The organism is Nocardioides sp., assembly GCF_036405735.1.
Taxonomy (GTDB): domain Bacteria; phylum Actinomycetota; class Actinomycetes; order Propionibacteriales; family Nocardioidaceae; genus Nocardioides.
The window spans coordinates 1-15,034 of record NZ_DASWXC010000013.1; the positions used below are offsets into that span (position 1 = coordinate 1).

The 15,034-nt window shown below is 73.4% G+C and carries 18 protein-coding genes; 7 read left to right on the plus strand and 11 right to left on the minus strand.

From position 1 onward, the window contains the following. The coding region (gene nrfD, locus VGE38_RS01615; RefSeq protein WP_331140781.1) for an NrfD/PsrC family molybdoenzyme membrane anchor subunit at positions 1–895 on the plus strand (895 nt) is incomplete at its 5' end. A gap of 16 nt (positions 896–911) precedes the next feature. Further along, positions 912–2,192, plus strand: a complete 1,281-nt coding sequence (locus tag VGE38_RS01620; protein WP_331140782.1) for an L-lactate MFS transporter — start codon at positions 912–914, stop codon at positions 2,190–2,192. Between the two features lie 12 nt (positions 2,193–2,204). Here the strand turns inward: VGE38_RS01620 and VGE38_RS01625 are convergent, their stop codons facing one another. From VGE38_RS01625 to VGE38_RS01650, 6 genes are all read right to left on the minus strand, one after another. Then, the gene (locus VGE38_RS01625; protein ID WP_331140783.1) at positions 2,205–2,957 is read right to left on the minus strand and encodes a hypothetical protein; all 753 of its coding nucleotides are present in this window, start codon (positions 2,955–2,957) and stop codon (positions 2,205–2,207) included. A 1-nt stretch (position 2,958) separates the two neighbouring features. Further along, the gene (locus VGE38_RS01630; protein WP_331140784.1) at positions 2,959–3,189 is read right to left on the minus strand and encodes a hypothetical protein; all 231 of its coding nucleotides are present in this window, start codon (positions 3,187–3,189) and stop codon (positions 2,959–2,961) included. Between the two features lie 79 nt (positions 3,190–3,268). Then, positions 3,269–3,835: an NADPH-dependent FMN reductase gene (locus VGE38_RS01635; protein ID WP_331140785.1), complete on the minus strand. Its 567-nt coding sequence runs from the start codon at positions 3,833–3,835 to the stop codon at positions 3,269–3,271. Positions 3,836–3,910: 75 nt separating this feature from the next. Then, positions 3,911–4,141, minus strand: coding sequence for a helix-turn-helix domain-containing protein (locus tag VGE38_RS01640; RefSeq protein WP_331140786.1), 231 nt, complete (start codon positions 4,139–4,141; stop codon positions 3,911–3,913). Continuing rightward, positions 4,142–4,633 carry a DUF2975 domain-containing protein gene (locus VGE38_RS01645; protein WP_331140787.1) on the minus strand — a complete coding sequence of 164 codons (492 nt, stop codon included), beginning with the start codon at positions 4,631–4,633 and terminating at the stop codon, positions 4,142–4,144. A 71-nt stretch (positions 4,634–4,704) separates the two neighbouring features. Beyond that, positions 4,705–5,772 (minus strand): aromatic acid exporter family protein, encoded by a 1,068-nt coding sequence (locus VGE38_RS01650; RefSeq protein ID WP_331140788.1) that lies wholly within the window; start codon positions 5,770–5,772, stop codon positions 4,705–4,707. Positions 5,773–5,841: 69 nt separating this feature from the next. On the opposite strand from VGE38_RS01650, the gene VGE38_RS01655 reads away from it, so the two are divergent. After that, on the plus strand, positions 5,842–6,234 hold the full coding sequence (locus VGE38_RS01655; protein WP_331140789.1) for a homing endonuclease associated repeat-containing protein: 393 nt from the start codon (positions 5,842–5,844) through the stop codon (positions 6,232–6,234). A 52-nt stretch (positions 6,235–6,286) separates the two neighbouring features. After that, positions 6,287–6,898, plus strand: coding sequence for a methyltransferase (locus VGE38_RS01660; protein ID WP_331140790.1), 612 nt, complete (start codon positions 6,287–6,289; stop codon positions 6,896–6,898). 212 nt (positions 6,899–7,110) lie between these two features. On the opposite strand, the gene VGE38_RS01665 is transcribed toward VGE38_RS01660, so the two are convergent. Then, positions 7,111–8,496, minus strand: coding sequence for an FAD/NAD(P)-binding protein (locus VGE38_RS01665; protein ID WP_331140791.1), 1,386 nt, complete (start codon positions 8,494–8,496; stop codon positions 7,111–7,113). Positions 8,497–8,559: 63 nt separating this feature from the next. Next, on the minus strand, positions 8,560–9,960 hold the full coding sequence (locus tag VGE38_RS01670) for a serine/threonine-protein kinase (RefSeq protein ID WP_331140792.1): 1,401 nt from the start codon (positions 9,958–9,960) through the stop codon (positions 8,560–8,562). 192 nt (positions 9,961–10,152) lie between these two features. On the opposite strand from VGE38_RS01670, the gene VGE38_RS01675 reads away from it, so the two are divergent. Both VGE38_RS01675 and VGE38_RS01680 read left to right on the plus strand, forming a co-directional pair. Further along, entirely contained in the window at positions 10,153–11,934 is a 1,782-nt protein-coding gene (locus VGE38_RS01675; protein WP_331140793.1) for a thiamine pyrophosphate-requiring protein, read from the plus strand. Further along, on the plus strand, positions 11,931–12,425 hold the full coding sequence (locus tag VGE38_RS01680) for a pyridoxamine 5'-phosphate oxidase family protein (RefSeq protein WP_331140794.1): 495 nt from the start codon (positions 11,931–11,933) through the stop codon (positions 12,423–12,425). The genes VGE38_RS01675 and VGE38_RS01680 overlap by 4 nt, the downstream gene beginning before the upstream one ends. Before the next feature lie 27 nt (positions 12,426–12,452). On the opposite strand, the gene VGE38_RS01685 is transcribed toward VGE38_RS01680, so the two are convergent. Both VGE38_RS01685 and VGE38_RS01690 read right to left on the minus strand, forming a co-directional pair. Beyond that, positions 12,453–13,238 (minus strand): MOSC domain-containing protein, encoded by a 786-nt coding sequence (locus VGE38_RS01685; protein ID WP_331140795.1) that lies wholly within the window; start codon positions 13,236–13,238, stop codon positions 12,453–12,455. A gap of 61 nt (positions 13,239–13,299) precedes the next feature. After that, positions 13,300–13,938 carry a dihydrofolate reductase family protein gene (locus tag VGE38_RS01690; protein WP_331140796.1) on the minus strand — a complete coding sequence of 213 codons (639 nt, stop codon included), beginning with the start codon at positions 13,936–13,938 and terminating at the stop codon, positions 13,300–13,302. A 188-nt stretch (positions 13,939–14,126) separates the two neighbouring features. Here VGE38_RS01690 and VGE38_RS01695 point away from each other — a divergent pair, with 188 nt between their 5' ends. Beyond that, positions 14,127–14,513: an ATP-binding protein gene (locus VGE38_RS01695; protein WP_331140797.1), complete on the plus strand. Its 387-nt coding sequence runs from the start codon at positions 14,127–14,129 to the stop codon at positions 14,511–14,513. On the opposite strand, the gene VGE38_RS01700 is transcribed toward VGE38_RS01695, so the two are convergent. Beyond that, complete coding sequence (locus VGE38_RS01700) at positions 14,510–14,893, minus strand: STAS domain-containing protein (RefSeq protein WP_331140798.1); 384 nt, start codon at positions 14,891–14,893, stop codon at positions 14,510–14,512. The genes VGE38_RS01695 and VGE38_RS01700 overlap by 4 nt on opposite strands. Positions 14,894–15,034 lie beyond the last annotated feature (141 nt).

Genomic DNA, 15,034 nt, shown 5'->3' on the forward strand with positions numbered 1-15,034 from the left:
GGAGGCCGACATCCCGGCGTACCTCTTCGCCGGCGGGCTCGCCGCCGGCTCCTCGATCCTCGCCGCCGGCGCTGACCTGACCGGTCGCCCGGCGATGCGCCGCTCGGGCCGGTTCGTGTCGCTCGGCGCGCTCGGCTTCTCGATGGTCGCGCTGGTGCACGACCTCGGCACGCCGAGCCGGTTCTACAACATGCTGCGGGTCGCCAAGCCGACCTCGCCGATGTCGATGGGCACCTGGATCCTCTCCGCGTACGGCGCCTTCGCCGGCGCCGCCACCGCCGCCGAGGTCGGCCGGATGGTGCCGCGTCGCTGGGTGCCTCGCGTGCTGCACCGTCCACTGGACCTCCTGCCGTACGCCGACCGGCCGGCCGGCGTGCTCGCCGCCGTCGTCGCGCCGGCGGTCGCCTCCTACACCGCCGTGCTGCTCTCCGACACCGCGACGCCGTCGTGGCACGCCGCCTACCAGGAGCTGCCGTTCGTGTTCGTCGGCTCGGCCAGCGCGGCCGCGGCCGGGCTCGGCCTGCTCGCGGCACCGACCGCGGAGACCGCGCCGGTACGCCGGATGGCGGCCGCCGGCGCGCTGCTGGAGCTCACCATGGAGCACCGGATGGAGCGCTCGATGGGCGTGACCGCCGAGCCGCTGCACCACGGCCGGGCCGGTCGGTTGATGCGGGCGGCGAAGGTGCTGACAGCGGTCGGCGCCGCCGGCACGCTGCTCGCCGGCCGCAGCCGGGCCGTGGCCGCGATGTCGGGCGCCGCGCTGCTGGCCGGGTCCGCGTGCACCCGGTTCGGTGTGTTCGAGGCCGGCATCGCGTCGGCGAAGGATCCGAAGTACACCGTCGTACCGCAGCGGGAGCGCCTGGAGCGGGAGGGCCCGGTGCGCTACCGCGACTGAAGCGAAGGAGCCATCGATGACGCACACCGACAACCAGACCGCGGGCTCGGCCACCGGCGGGGTCAACCGGTGGCTGCTGGTCGCCGGCGGCCTGCTGCTGCAGTTCTCGATCGGCGCGGTCTACGCCTGGTCGGTCTTCGCCAAGGCCTACCAGGACGCCGAGCCGTGGCAGCTGTCCAAGGTGGAGGCCTCGCTGCCGTTCACCGTGACGATCGGCATGATCTTCGTCGGCAGCTACGTCGGCGGCCGGATCCAGGACCGGCGCGGGCCCCGAGTGGTCGCGCTGGCCGGTGGCGTGATCTACGCGATCGGCATCGTGCTGGCGTCGATGACGCGCGGCTCCGAGGACCTGTGGCTGCTCATCGCGGGCTACGGCGTAATCAGCGGCTTCGGCCTGGGCGTGGCCTACATCGTGCCGATCGCGATGCTCCAGAAGTGGTTCCCGGACAAGAAGGGCCTGATCACCGGCCTCGCGGTCGGCGGCTTCGGGTTCGGCGCGGTGCTCACCTCGCCGGTCGCCCGCTGGCTCATCGACCAGGACGAGGCGCAGCCCTCGAAGGCGTTCCTCTGGCTCGGGATCGCCTACCTCGTGATGTCGCTCGCGGGTGCCTCGATCTTCCGCAACCCGCCCTCGGACTACGTCGTCCCGGGTCACGAGCGGACGACGGCGACCACGACCGAGCCGGCGGCGGAGGAGTACACCGAGAAGGCGGCGCTGCGCACCCCGCAGTGGTACCTCCTCACCGCGATCCTCACCCTCAACGTCACCGCCGGCATCGCGCTGATCTCGCAGGCCGCCGCGAGCGCCGAGGGCATCGCCGACTACACCGCCGCCGGCGCGGCCACGGTCGTCGGCATCCTGGCGATCTTCAACGGCGCCGGCCGGATCGTGTGGGCGGCCGCCTCGGACCGGATCGGCCGGATGCCTGCCTTCGCCGCGATGCTCGCCCTGCAGGGCGGGTGCCTGCTGCTGCTCCCGCACGCGGAGAACCAGGCGCTGTGGCTGGCGCTCGCCGCGGTGGTCTACCTCTGCTACGGCGGCGGCTTCGGCACCATGCCGGCCACGGCGGGCGACTACTTCGGCGTGCGGTACGCCGGCGCGATCTACGGCCTGATGCTCATCGGCTGGAGCCTCGGCGGCGTCATCGGCCCGATCGTGATCTCCGCCCTGCTCGGCGACGGCGACCCGAACTACACCCTCGGCTACACCACGATCGGCATCATCGCGCTGGTCTCGGTGGCCCTGACGCTGATCACGAAGGTGCCGCGAGCGCGTCGCGAGGCCGTCGGCTCCTGACCCGAGCGTCGGTCAGCGACGCACGCGCCGCAGCAGCCCGGCGCTGACCACCGCCGTGCCGGCGACCGCCACGACGCCGGCGGCGACGGCGAGCCACTCCAGCCACTCCGGGACGTCCACGAACGGCAGCGGCAGGGTCACCAGGCCGACGCCCAGGCTGACGATCCCGGCGTGCAGCGCCCACGCCCGCGCCCAGATGCCGCCGAAGCACCAGGACAGGAACGTCGTCAGCCGCTCCTCGGCGACCTGGCCGCCGATCCCGGTCGGGAGCAGCGTCAGCCGGCCCGTCGTACGCCGGAACAGGGCGGCGTAGACGGTCACCAGCAGTAGCGAGAGGCCGAGGAACAGGGCCGGGACCAGCGCGACGGCGCTCAGTGGCTCGCCCTTGCCCGGCTCGGCGGCGTACACGAGCGCGAGCAGGCCGGTGTAGACGGTCGTGATGGCGCCCGCCGAGGCGGTCACGACGTTCATCCGGGTGAGGGCACGGTCCAGCGAGCTCTGGGTGGTGGCGACGTACGCGTCGTGCGTCGCCTTCAGCAGCGCCGTCTCCGCCGCGCGCTCCGCATCCTCGCGTGCGGTCTGGGCGGCGGTGCGCTGTGTGGCGTACTGGGTCGTGTACTGGGTGGACTGCTTCCAGGCCTCGAGCCAGGCCTCCAGCACCTTCTCGTACCTCGCCCGGGCAGCCGCCGGCGCCTCCTGGGCGGGAAGGTCCGCGGGCAGTCCGGGGGCGTTGGTCGGTCCGGGGAACGGTGGCGGCTCCGCCATGTCAGTCGCCGGGCGAGGGGGCGGGCGGCTGGAGCGGGACCTCGCGCTCCGGGGGAGCCTCGGCAGGATGCAACGGCGTCGGCCCGGTCGAGGCGGCGAGGTGGGGGTAGGCGCCGGTCAGCAGCGTCCCGGTGACGGTGTGCCACCCGGCCTCGCTGCGGTGCACCGCGCCCCACCGCGGATGGTGCTCGATCTCGGCGTCCGGCACCTCGCCGTCGATGCTGCAGCGCATGGGGCCTTGGTATCGGACGGACCGCCGGCCACGGGGGTCCTCCCGGCGACGTCCCCCAGATGGGGGACGTCGCCGGACCTCAGGACCGGGGGATCACCGTCAGCACGCGCGCGACGTGGGTGCGGAACTCCTCCATGAAGCTGCGCAGGAAGGCCTCGGTGGACTGGTCGGTGACCTCGCCCTGCTCGGTGATGAGCCCGGGGGTGAGATGGATGTAGGCCTCCGGCGCCGTCATCTGCCGGGCGTTGCAGAAGCTCAGCACCGCGCGCAGGCTCTGCTGGCCGACGGCGGTGCCGATCTGACCGATGCTCGCGCCGATGACCGCGGCCGGCATGTGGTCGAAGGAGTTCTCGCCCCACGGCCGCGACGCCCAGTCGATGGCGTTCTTCAGGGCGCCGGGGATGGAGCGGTTGTACTCCGGGCTGACGAACAGCACCGCGTCGGAGGCCGCGATGGCCTCCTTCAGCGCCCGGCCCTGCGGCGGGTAGTCCGCGTCGAAGTCCGGGCTGTAGAGCGGCAGGTCGCCGATCGGGATCTCGGTGAACTCCATGTCGTGCGGTGCGACGCGGAGCAGGGCCTTGCTGAGCGTGCGGTTGATCGAGTGGGAGGAGAGGCTGCCGATGAAGTAGCCGACTCGGTAGGTCATGGGGGACTCCTTTCGGGGGTTCCCCTGCCAGTGCCCGCACGGGGCCCGGTCACGCTGGGTACGGCGCGCCCCCGGTCAGACGTGTGCGCGGGGCTCCTCGCCGTCCGGCTCCCAGCGCAGCAGGTCGCCGGGCTGGCACTCCAGCACCTCGCACAGCGCCTCCAGGGTGGTGAAGCGGACCGCCTTGGCGCGCCCGTTCTTGAGGACGGCGAGGTTGGCAGGCGTGATCCCGACCCTCTCGGCGAGCGTGCCGACGGCCATCTTCCGCTTGGCGAGCATCACGTCGATGTCGACGACGATCGGCACTCAGATCACCTCGTCGAGCTCGTCGCGCAGCTGCTGCGCCTCGGTGGTCGTGGCCACGGCCTGGAGTAGCAACATCCGCAGCACCAGCACGATCAGCGCGACGCCGCCGACGGCGAGCGAGACACCGCAGACGATGAGCACGATCCCCGGCGCGGCGTCGCCCGGCGCCAGCGCCACGGCGAACCCGAAGACGCACAGCGCCGCGACGATCAGCGCGCCGAAGACGATGTCGACGTACCGGAAGGCGGCGTGCGAGAACACCGTGCCCCGCCGGACCATCGTCAGCAGCCGCCACACGCAGACGGCGGTGACCTGGATCGTGAGGATCAGCAGCGCCGCCAGCGCCACCACGGTGAGCTGTGCCCAGGAGGGAGCGTCTGCCTCGTCGAAGTCGCGCCACACCGCCGGCAGCACCACGACGTCGACGAACAGCGACACGGCGAGACCGACCACGATGACGGCGCGGAGGGCGAGCACGGCGAGTTGGCCCATGGAGGCTCCTTAGATCGAAGGACGAGAGGAACCTATCGATAAACGATCAATATCGCAATGGTGTCGATCGATCAGCGCCAGGCGAGCACCGTCCGCTCCAGGCCGACCGCGATGGCGGCGGCCGCCAGGCCGCGGTCGCCCAGCACGATCGGCGGTGCCAGGGCGATGCGCACGACCTCGCGCTTGAGCTGGCGCACGGCGATGCCCGCCAGCTCGTACGACGCCCGGGCGGTCGTCGGATCCACGTCGGCGCCGCTCGTGCGCAGCATGTCGGCCGTGCGCGACAGGGCGGCCGCGACCGCGCACCGGAGCGCTCGCGCGTCCTCGTCGTCGGCGTGCACCGGGCTGCGAGGATCCGACACCAGGGCGACGACGTCCTCCACCGACGCCGTCAGCTGCTGCAGCGCCCGCGCGCGGCGGTGCTGCCGGGCGGCGTCGTCGGCCCAGCGCTTCGCCCGCCAGTTGCCCCGCTGCGCCTCGAGTGCCAGGCCGACCAGCTCCTCCACCCGCCGCAGCTGCGGATCCAGGCTGGCGGTCACCGTGAGCCACTCGTCCTCCGAGAGCGGCTCCTCGGCCTCGAGCCCGACCGCGAGCCGGTCCAGCTGGTCGGCCAAGGCGTCACGCAGCTCGTCCTGCGCGCGCGTGGCCGGCGTCAGCGGCAGCTGCGGGAACGCCGCGTTGACCAGCACGCCCACCAGGCCGCCGACACCGACCAGGCCGGCGTACGCCACGACGTAGGGCCAGGGGTCCTGCCCGCCCAGGATGAGCACGAACAGGGCGGCGACCGGCACCCAGCTGCCCATCGAGCCGAACCGGGGCCAGCCTGCCAGCAGCGTGCCGAGCCCGACCACGAGCGCGACGGCCGCCACGCCGCCCGCCGGCGTCGGCAACGGTCCGACCAGCAGCAGCCGCGCGGCCACCGCGACCACGGCGCCGACCGCGATCGCGGCCACCGCCTGGCCGGCCGTGCGCACCGACGTCACGACCGTCGTCGACATCGCCACCGCGGCACCGAGCGGCGCGTAGTACGGATAGTCGTCCACGAAGCCGCCCGCCGGCTGCACCAGCAGCCACGCCAGCGCCGCCGCGCCGGCCGCCTTGAGCGCGAGCAGCACCCGTGGGTGGTGCCGCGCCAGCATCGGTCTCCTCACATCTCTCACTTCCCTCCGCGCAAGCGGTACCCGTCCGCGACCGCTAGCGTCGGGTCCGTGCGCAGTCCCGAGTACTCCGACCAACAGCTCCTCGCCGCCGTCGCCGCGGCCGCCGCCGAGCTGGGCGAGCCGCTGACGGCCACGGCGTACGACGCCTGGCAGCGCGGTCGTGACGACGCCGCCTCGCCGGCGCTCGTGATCCGGCGGCTCGGCTCGTGGACGGAGGCGTGCGAGCGGGCGGGGGTCACGACGAACGCCACGAGGTCGACCAGCAGTCGGTGGACGGACGAGGACATGGTCGGGTTCGTGCGGGAGTACCTCCGCTCGGGTCCCGGCAGCTTCGCCGGCTACACCGCGTGGGCCAAGGAGAACGACGGCGCGCCGAGCGGCTCGGTGCTGCGGCAGCGGTTCCCGCGGTGGAGCGCGCTCAAGGTCCGCGCCCAGGGCTGACGCCCGGCCCGCCGCGCGAGTAGGGCACGGCGCCGCGGGGTAACGAGCAGGCGTGATCGCCGTGGAGGAGACCGGCTTCGGCGGTCTGCGCATCGAGTACGACGACAGCGTGCTGCGGCCCCGGCCCTGGACCGTCCGCCAGTCGGAGTGGGCGGCGGAGCTCGTCGCAGGCGGGCCGGACGGGCGGCTGCTGGAGCTGTGCGCGGGCGTGGGGCACATCGGCCTGCTGGCCATCGCCCGCCAACCGTGTCCGCTGGTGTGTGTCGACGTCTCGGCGCAGGCGTGCGAGCTCGCCCGTCGCAACGCGAGGGCCAACGGGCTCGACGATCTCGTCGAGGTCCGGCACGGCGCGTTGGAGGAGGCGCTGGCGCCGCCGGAGCGGTTCGCCCTGGTGATCGCCGACCCGCCGTGGGTGCGCAGCGGCCGGACCGGTGACCACCCCGACGACCCGGTGGCCGCGATCGACGGCGGCCCGGACGGCCTCGATGTCGCCCGCGAGTGCCTCGCCGTCGCCCGTCGGCACCTGGTCGCCGGTGGCAGCCTGCTGCTGCAGCTCGGGGATCGCTCCCAGGTCGAGACGCTGGCCGCCGAGACCGACCTGCGGCTCCTCGAGGTCCGCCAGGAGGACGGCGGCGTCCTCGTCCACCTGGCCCCACCTCGTTGAGTCTCGGGTTCCCGTGCGTTGAGTCTCGAGTTGATGTGTGTCGAGTCTCGGGTTCCCGTGGGTCGAGTCTCGGGTTCCCGTGTGTTGAGTCTCGGATCGGGCGACCCTCCGAAACCCGGGTCTCGGCCCTCGGGAACCCGGGTTTTGACCCTCGGGAACCCGGGGGTTTTGACCCTCGGAAAGCCGGGTTTCGACGCTCGGGAACCCGGGGGTCAACGGAGGGCGCGGGCAGCCACGACGGTGGCGACCTGGGCTGCTTGGCCACGGATCTCGGGGATGGCGGTGGCCTCCCAGAGCGTGCCCTTGCGGGCGGGGCCGACGGTGAACAGCCCGTCGACCGGCGAGCCGTCGGCGCCGACGAGCAGCCCGTCCGGGGTGGTGTCGAGGCCGAGAGCGAGCGGGTCGGGGGTGGCGAGGCCGCGCGCGTGGAGCGAGCGCAGCAGAGGATCGGTGGTCTCGCGCAGGTCGGTGCGCGGGCCGGTGCAGTTGACGACCGCGTCCACCTCGTACGACGGCCCGGCGGGTGCGGTCACCACGGCCGCCCGGTCCCCGAGGGAGGTGACGGCGTGCAGCGTGCCGGCGCGGACGCTGAGGCGGCCGTCCAGTCGGTAGCCCTCCAAGCGCAGCGCCACCTCGGGTGCCATCCGGTGCCGGCGTACCTCCCACTCCCGGGCATAGGTCGACAGAAAGCGTCGTCGCTCCTCCAGCGGCAGCCGGCGCCAGATGTCCTGGGTGATGGGTCGCAGCCCGTCGACGACGGCGCGCCAGTCGACGCCCTGCCGGCGCGCGGCGGCGAGCTCGGAGCGGACCGCGTCGACGAGGACGTCGGCGGTCAGGGGGCCGTCGGGCACCTTGGTGACCCAGGCGGTGTGCTGCTGACCGCGATGGGGACGGGGGAGAAGGCCGTGCCGGCTCAGCATGGTGACGTGCCGCCTCGGTCCTTCCTCGAGCAGGGTGATCGCGGTGTCGACGGCCGTGAGGCCGGTGCCGACGATCACGACCCGGGCGTCGCTCGGGAGGGTGCGGAGCCGGCCGAGGTCCCACGGGTTCGCCAGGTGCCAGGGCGCCTCCGTCAACGGCTCGTCAGCCACGGTCAGCGGTGCCGGTGGCTGGTTGCCGAGGCAGAGGACGACCGAGTCGGCGACCGAGCGCGTGCGTTCGGTGACGACCGTGAACCCGTCCTCGCCCGGCACCAGGTCGAGCACCCGGCCGGCCTGGATCCGGAGCCGGTCGTCGGCGACGTCCATCAGGCGGTCCTGCAGGTAGATCGCGTAGTCGGCCCGTGGCAGGAAGCCCTGCGGGTCGTCGCTGCGGCCGGTGCGCAGCGCCCAGTCGAGCAGGTCGGAGGGGGTGTCCGGCAACGCGCTCATGTGTTGGGCGCGGACGTTGAGCAGGTGGCGCTGGTCGTTGGTGCCGTACGCGATGCCGCGTCCCACGATGCCGCTGGTCTCGTGGACCACGACCTCCAGCGGCGCGTCGATGCGCGCCAGCAGGTTGATCGCGGTGAGCACGCCGCTGGCGCCACCGCCGACGACGGCGACGCGGTGGGCGGCGGAGGTGCGGGGAGCGGTGACGGCGGGGCGGGCTGCGATGGTCACCACCAAAGACTACTTGATAAGTAGAGATTCACCAGATTCGGCTCCCGTCGGCGTGCCGCGGGCCTACTTCGGCTCGCCGGCGATGAGGTAGCGCCCGTTCTCCCAGACCAGCTGCAGGCGCACCCGGTCGTCGTCGGGCCGGTTGTTCGGGCCTTCGTAGTCGACGCGGTAGGAGACCGTCATGGCCTCCGGGTCGGCATCGATCTCGCTGGGCGTCGCCGAGCGGATCGGCGCCCAGAACGCCCGGTAGTCGTCGAACCCGCCGGACTCCTGCTGGAACTGCGGGGTCAGCCGCGCGAAGGCGGCCTCCGGATCCCTGGTCACCGTCGCGAGGTAGTCGGTCACGAACGCCCGCATGGACTCCGCGCTGGGGCCGCTGGTCGTGGGGGAGGAGGTCGCCGGGGTCGGTGGAGCGCTCGTGCCGGGGTCGCTCGCCTCGTCGGGCGAGGAGAGGGCCCGGCCCAGCAGCCAGGCGGCCAGCATCACCGCCACGAGCAGCGCCCCGAGCGCCGGCCAGAGCCACAGCCCGCGCCGCAGCGGTGGCCGGCTCGTCCGGACCACCCGCTGCGTGGTCAGCTGCGGCGTGCGCTCGCCGACCGGGTCGGCGTGGTCGACCGCCATCCCGGCGGTGACGGCCGGCACGGGAGGCAGCGCCGTCGCCGGCTCGCCACCGAGGTAGGCGCACACCTGCTCCGCCGTCCACCGCTGGGCAGGGTCGTGCACCATCGTCGCGGCGATCACCGTTCCGAGCACGCCGGCGTCCGGCAGCCGCGGCGGTGGGGTGCGCACGATCGTGAGGAGGCCGGCGACCACGTTGTCGCCGAAGTCGTACGGCGGCCGCCCGGTGAGTGCCTGGTAGACCGTTCCGCCGAGCGACCACAGGTCGCTCGCCGGGGTGGCGCTGCCGCCGGCCGCCACCTCGGGTGCGAGGTAGGCCGGCGAGCCGGTCACCACGCCGGTGCCGGTCAGGGTGGCGTCGGTGACTCCGCGGGCGATGCCGAAGTCGGTCAGCTTGGTGACGCCGTCGTTGCCGACGATGAGATTCGACGGCTTCACGTCGCGGTGCACGATGCCGGCCGCGTGCGCCTCGCGCAGCGCCTCGGCCGCCTGGCCGATCACGACGGCGACCTGGTCGGGCGGCAGTCCGCCGCGCTCGCGGGCGAGCTGGGCCAGGGTCCGGCCCTCGACGTACTCCATCACCAGCCAGCGCACCTCGCCGTCGACCGCCAGGTCGAAGACGGTGACCACGTTCGGGTGCGTCAGCCGTGCGGCGAGCTGGGCCTCCCGCTCGGCGCGTGCCAGCGCGGTGGTGTCGGCGGGGTTCACCTCGCCGAGCCGCTTCAGCGCGACGTCGCGGCCGAGCAGCTCGTCGCGCGCGAGCCAGACCGCTCCCATGCCGCCGCGACCGACCTCGCGCACCAGGGTGTAGCGGCCGGCGACGGGCTCGGATCCGACGGTCGACATGCCCCCAGCCTGCCAAACGGGGGCGAATCCGCGGCATTCCGCCGCCCGAGCGGGTGCGTGGGTTGCGGTGGTCTCGACACGCTCAGGCCTGGCGGCCTTCGCTGCTGGACCGACCACGACTGCTCGACCGACGAAGCGGTGGGTACCGGCGAGCGGTGCCGGAGCCGGCACGTCGACCGATACGGAGGAGCCATGGCCGACCGACTCGTCGCCGACCTGATCGTCGAGCGGCTGCGCGCCTGGGGTGTCGGGCGAATCTTCGGCTACTCCGGCGACGGCATCAACAGCTTCATGGGCGCGTTGCGGCGCAGCGGCGAGGTCGAGCTGGTGCAGGCCCGGCACGAGGAGAGTGCCGCGCTGATGGCGGTCGGCCACGCGAAGTACACCGGCCAGGTGGGCGTCATGACGAGCACGCAGGGACCGGGCGCGGTCCATCTGCTCAACGGCCTCTACGACGCCAAGCTCGACCACGTCCCGGTGGTCGCGATCGTCGGACAGCAGCAGCGCACGGCGCTCGGCTCGGAGTACCAGCAGGAGATCGACCTCCAGACGCTCTTCAAGGACGTCGCCGCCCAGTTCGTCCACACCGTCCTCACCGCCGAGCAGGCCGCGATGGCCGTCGACCGCGCCTTCCGTACGGCGCTCGCGACCCGCTCGCCCTGCGTCGTGATCGTCCCCCACGACGTGCAGAAGCTCCCGGCGCCGGACGGGCCGAGCCACGAGCACGGGGCGATGGCGACCGCGGCGGAGTGGCGCCGGCCGCACGTCCGGCCCCGCGAGGAGGACCTGCAGCAGGCCGCCGAGGTGCTGGGCTCCGGCGAGCGGGTCGCCGTGCTGGCGGGCCAGGGCGTCCGCGACGCCGGTGACCAGCTGCGGGCCGTGGTGGACCGGCTCGGCGCCGGCGTGACGACGAGCCTGCTGGGCAAGCCGTTCTGGGACGAGACGCTGCCGGTCAGCTGCGGCGTGATGGGCCACCTCGGCACCAGCGCCTCGGCCTGGCTGATGGAGCACTGCGACACCCTGCTGATCGTCGGCAGCAACGACCCGTGGAGCGAGTTCTACCCCGCTCCGGGTCAGGCTCGCGCCGTACAGATCGACCTCGACGGCCGCCACCTCGGCAACCGCTACCCGGTCGAGGTCGGCCTGACCGGTGACGCCGCCGAGAGCCTGAGGGCGCTGCTGCCGTTGCTGCCCGACCGCTCGGCATCGGCCTGGCGTGGCGAGGTGGAGCAGCAGGTGCGGCAGTGGCGCGAGCTCGCCCGGCAGCGCAGCGAGATCGCCGCCGACCCGCTCAACCCCGAGCTGGTCGTGCGCTCGCTGACCCCGCACCTGCCGCGCGACGCGCAGGTCAGCCTCGACGTCGGCTCGGTCGTCTACTGGTACGCCCGCCACCTCACGCTCCCGGCCGGCGTCCCCGCGCACCTGTCCTCGACGTTGGCGACCATGGGGTCCGGCGTCCCGTACGGCGTCGCCGCCAAGCTCGCCCACCCCGACCGCCCGCTCATCGCGCTGTGCGGGGACGGCGCCATGCAGATGAACGGCCTCGCCGAGCTCATCACCGTCTCGCGGCTCTGGCGCGACTGGGCCGACCCGCGCTTCGCCGTGCTGGTGCTGCACAACGGCGACCTCGCCGAGGTCACCTGGGAGCAGCGGGAGATGGAGGGCGAGCCGCGGTTCGCCGACAGCCAGGCGCTCCCGGACTTCCCCTACGCGGAGTACGCCGGGCTGCTCGGTCTCGGCGGGGTCCGGGTCGACGCCCCGGACGCCCTCGACGACGCCTGGGAGCAGGCGCTGAGGGCCGACCGGCCCTTCGTCATCGAGGCGGTCGTGGACGCCGACGTACCCCTGCTGCCGCCGTTCCCCGCCGGCGAGCAGAAGCTGGACAACTTCCGCAGCGGGCTCGAGCAGGAGGGCGAGGCCGGTCGTCACGGCCTGGACCTCCTGGACCAGCAAGTGAAACAGGAGCGCTCATGACCACCACGCAGAACCAGGCCGGCGACGACGGCAGGAAGAAGCTCGTCGCGCTGATGAAGGACATGCCGATCGGCATGATGACCACCTACGGCCCGCAGGGGCCGCACAGCTTCCCGATGGCACGCCAGGAGGTGGAGCCCACCGCGGAGCTGTGGTTCATCACTGCCCGCGACACCCGGCACGTCCGTGACCTCGCCACCAGTCCGCAGGTCTCGGTGACCTTCTCCTCGCGGGACGCGTGGGTCGCGATCACGGGCCGGGCCGAGCTCGTCGACGACCAGGCGAAGCTCGAGGAGCTGTGGAACACCTTCGCCGACGCCTGGATGCCGGAGGGTCCCGAGGATCCCAACGCCGTGCTGCTGCGTCTCGACGTCGAGCAGGCGGAGTACTGGGACACGCCGGGCGGGAAGGTCGCCTCGCTGGTGAGCTTCGCGAAGGCGAAGCTGACCGGCGAGACCTTCGACGCCGACCACGGCACCGTCGATCTGTGAGCGGCCGCCCTCCGCTCGGACGAGGGGTCAGCCGGGGGTGACCACGCCCGGGGTCACGACCTGGGCGTAGACACCGAAGACGGGCTCGCCGGCGCCGTTGCGCGGCCGGTAGCCGACCAGCGTCCGGAGCAGGGTGCCGTCCTTCGCGCCCGTGCCGGGGTGCCGATCGATGATCGCGCAGCGCGGCACGCCGACGCCCACCCGTACGACGGCGTCGCCGACGGCGACCTCGCGGCCGAGCCAGCCCTCCTCCTCGTAAGGCGTGCGGGTTTCGACCACGAAGGTCGCCCGGAACCGAGCGGCCTGCTCCACCAGTCCCTGGTGCCCGGCTCGCTCGCCGAGGTCGCGCAGCGAGGCGGTGCCGACCATCGTGATGCCCTCGCCGCCGAAGATGACGACCCCGCGCCGCGCGGCCGCCAGCCGCACCGGCCGGCCGAGCAGCGCCGACAGCGCCGCCGCGTGCGGGCCGTCCAGCAGCTCCAGCTCGGCCGGGCGGCCCCAGTAGTCGCAGGTCAGCCGCTCGCCGGTCGGCGGTGTCGGTCCGCCGACGACCGCGCCATCCGGCATGACCAGCCGCAACGCGTCGTCCGCGCGCTCCGCCACGACGCCGAGCAGCGCAGGGTGGTGCACGGTCTTGAGCACGCGTCGCCCGGCTACGTCGACCACGCACAGCTCGCGGTCGCCGACCGCGCCATGTGCGTCGAGGACGACGGCGGCGCGGGCCACGTGGGTGGTGCCCTTCACGGCGGCGAAGCCGCAGGAGAGGACACGATGGATCGCCGGGGGCGAGGGAGCCGCAGCGGACGAGGTCACGCCCGAGTACACCATGTCGGCTGAGATCCGCCCCGGGCGGCCGATGGCCGCGGCGGGTGCGTCAGGAGGCGGCGCGCCGGGTGAAGGTCAGGTGGGTGACCCCGCTCGGGGACGACACCGCCTCCACGTCGTACGCCGCCTCGAGGCCCTCGAGCCCGTCCCAGATCCGGACGCCCCGGCCGAGCACGATCGGCACCTGGACGAGATGCATCAGGTCGACCAGGCCCTCGGCGAGGAAGTCGCGGACGACGCTGGCCCCGCCGCCGATGCGGACGTCGAGCCCGTCGGCCGCCTCCCGCGCCGTCTCCAGTGCCACCGCCGGCGTGGCGGTGAGGAAGTGGAAGGTGGTGCCGCCCGCCATCTCCAGCGCGGGTCGGGGGCGGTGGGTCAGCACGAAGGTCGGCGTATGGAAGGGCGGGTTGGGTCCCCACCACCCCGTCCAGTCCGGGTCGTCCTGCCAGCCGGGCGGGCCGAACTTGTGGGCGCCCATGATCTCGGCCCCGATGCTGTCGCCGTGCTGCCGGGCGAAGGCGTCGTCGACGCCGGACGCGCCGGTCTCGGCGTCCCAGAAGCGGGTGCGGAACATCCACTCGTGCAGGCGCTCGCCCGCGTGCCCGAACGGCGCCTCGGCCGACTGCGGCTCGCCCGTCGCGAAGCCGTCGAGCGAGATGGACAGGTTGTGGATCCTCGTGCGGGACATCGGGCGGCTCCTCGGTCGGTGGCGGCGCTGGCAGCCGAGCCTGCTCGCCCCCGAGGCGCCTGGCAAGGGAGCTCGCCGCCCGTCGGAGCCGGGCGTGCGCTGACCGGCGGGCCGGAAAGTTCTGCAGCGAGTTGGTTACCGGTCTCCCTACGCCGTGGATGGCGGTGGCGACAGCAAGGCGGGCGGGGATGCGGATGCGGCGGGCGGACTGGCAGTTCCCGGCCGAGCCGCGGACCGTCGGCACCGCCCGCCGCGAGGTCGCCCGGTCGCTGCCGGGCCTCGTCGGGGAGTCCCGGGACGTCGTGCTGCTGCTGACCAGCGAGCTGGTCACCAATGCGGTGCGCTACAGCACCGGTCCGGTGGGCGTGCGCCTGACCTGGGACGACGCGCACCTGAGGATCGACGTCTCGGACCCGTCGCAGGAGCGGCCGGTGGTGCGCTCGGTCGACCAGACCGCCGTACGAGGACGCGGGCTGATGCTCGTGGAGGCGCTCGCGCACAGCTGGGGAGTCGATGTCCAGCAGGTGGGGAAGTCGGTGTGGTTCACGCTCGACACCCGGCCAGGTGCGGGCTAGGAGGGCGGCTCGAGCAGGCACCCCAGCCCGGTGGTCCGCAGCAGCAGCTGACCCAGGCGGGAGTGACATCGCACGGTGAGGACACCGCCCGCGGCGGCGGCGTCCGCCCGGGCCTGGACGATGACGCCCAGCGTCGTCGCGTCCATGAAGGTGAGCCGGTCGAGGTCGACGACGATCTGCCTGTGGCCGGTGTCGATGGCCTCACCGACGGCTCGCTGCAGGTCGGGCACGACGGCCAGATCCGCCTCGCCGTGCGGCGTCACCACGATGGTGTCCCGCTGCGGGCAGGAGAAGCCGACCTGCAGCTGCGCGGCCGCGAGCCGTGGAGCGACGGTCTCGTGGTGCCGGTCGTCCGGCGGGGAGGGGCACTGCGACGGCATGGCAACCCGGTCGTCCCCGAGAGCAGCCGAGTCTTTGCCGAGCGGCTCCCGTGTCGATGATGCACCGGGAATGCCGCCACTGACTGCGACGAGCGAAGAAGACTCGGTGCGTTCGACGCTACGCCGTCACCGGCCCGACCA

What these genes read in the sequence shown, in the direction of transcription:
- VGE38_RS01690 (WP_331140796.1), bottom strand. Translation starts at nt 13,938, where the DNA reads ATGTCCCGCACGAGGATCCACAACCTGTCCATCTCGCTCGACGGCTTC.
- VGE38_RS01625 (WP_331140783.1), bottom strand. Translation starts at nt 2,957, where the DNA reads ATGGCGGAGCCGCCACCGTTCCCCGGACCGACCAACGCCCCCGGACTG.
- VGE38_RS01675 (WP_331140793.1), top strand. Translation starts at nt 10,153, where the DNA reads ATGGCCGACCGACTCGTCGCCGACCTGATCGTCGAGCGGCTGCGCGCC.
- VGE38_RS01695 (WP_331140797.1), top strand. Translation starts at nt 14,127, where the DNA reads ATGCGGATGCGGCGGGCGGACTGGCAGTTCCCGGCCGAGCCGCGGACC.
- VGE38_RS01670 (WP_331140792.1), bottom strand. Translation starts at nt 9,960, where the DNA reads ATGTCGACCGTCGGATCCGAGCCCGTCGCCGGCCGCTACACCCTGGTG.
- VGE38_RS01680 (WP_331140794.1), top strand. Translation starts at nt 11,931, where the DNA reads ATGACCACCACGCAGAACCAGGCCGGCGACGACGGCAGGAAGAAGCTC.
- VGE38_RS01650 (WP_331140788.1), bottom strand. Translation starts at nt 5,772, where the DNA reads ATGCTGGCGCGGCACCACCCACGGGTGCTGCTCGCGCTCAAGGCGGCC.
- VGE38_RS01645 (WP_331140787.1), bottom strand. Translation starts at nt 4,633, where the DNA reads ATGGGCCAACTCGCCGTGCTCGCCCTCCGCGCCGTCATCGTGGTCGGT.
- VGE38_RS01635 (WP_331140785.1), bottom strand. Translation starts at nt 3,835, where the DNA reads ATGACCTACCGAGTCGGCTACTTCATCGGCAGCCTCTCCTCCCACTCG.
- VGE38_RS01700 (WP_331140798.1), bottom strand. Translation starts at nt 14,893, where the DNA reads ATGCCGTCGCAGTGCCCCTCCCCGCCGGACGACCGGCACCACGAGACC.
- VGE38_RS01620 (WP_331140782.1), top strand. Translation starts at nt 912, where the DNA reads ATGACGCACACCGACAACCAGACCGCGGGCTCGGCCACCGGCGGGGTC.
- VGE38_RS01630 (WP_331140784.1), bottom strand. Translation starts at nt 3,189, where the DNA reads ATGCGCTGCAGCATCGACGGCGAGGTGCCGGACGCCGAGATCGAGCAC.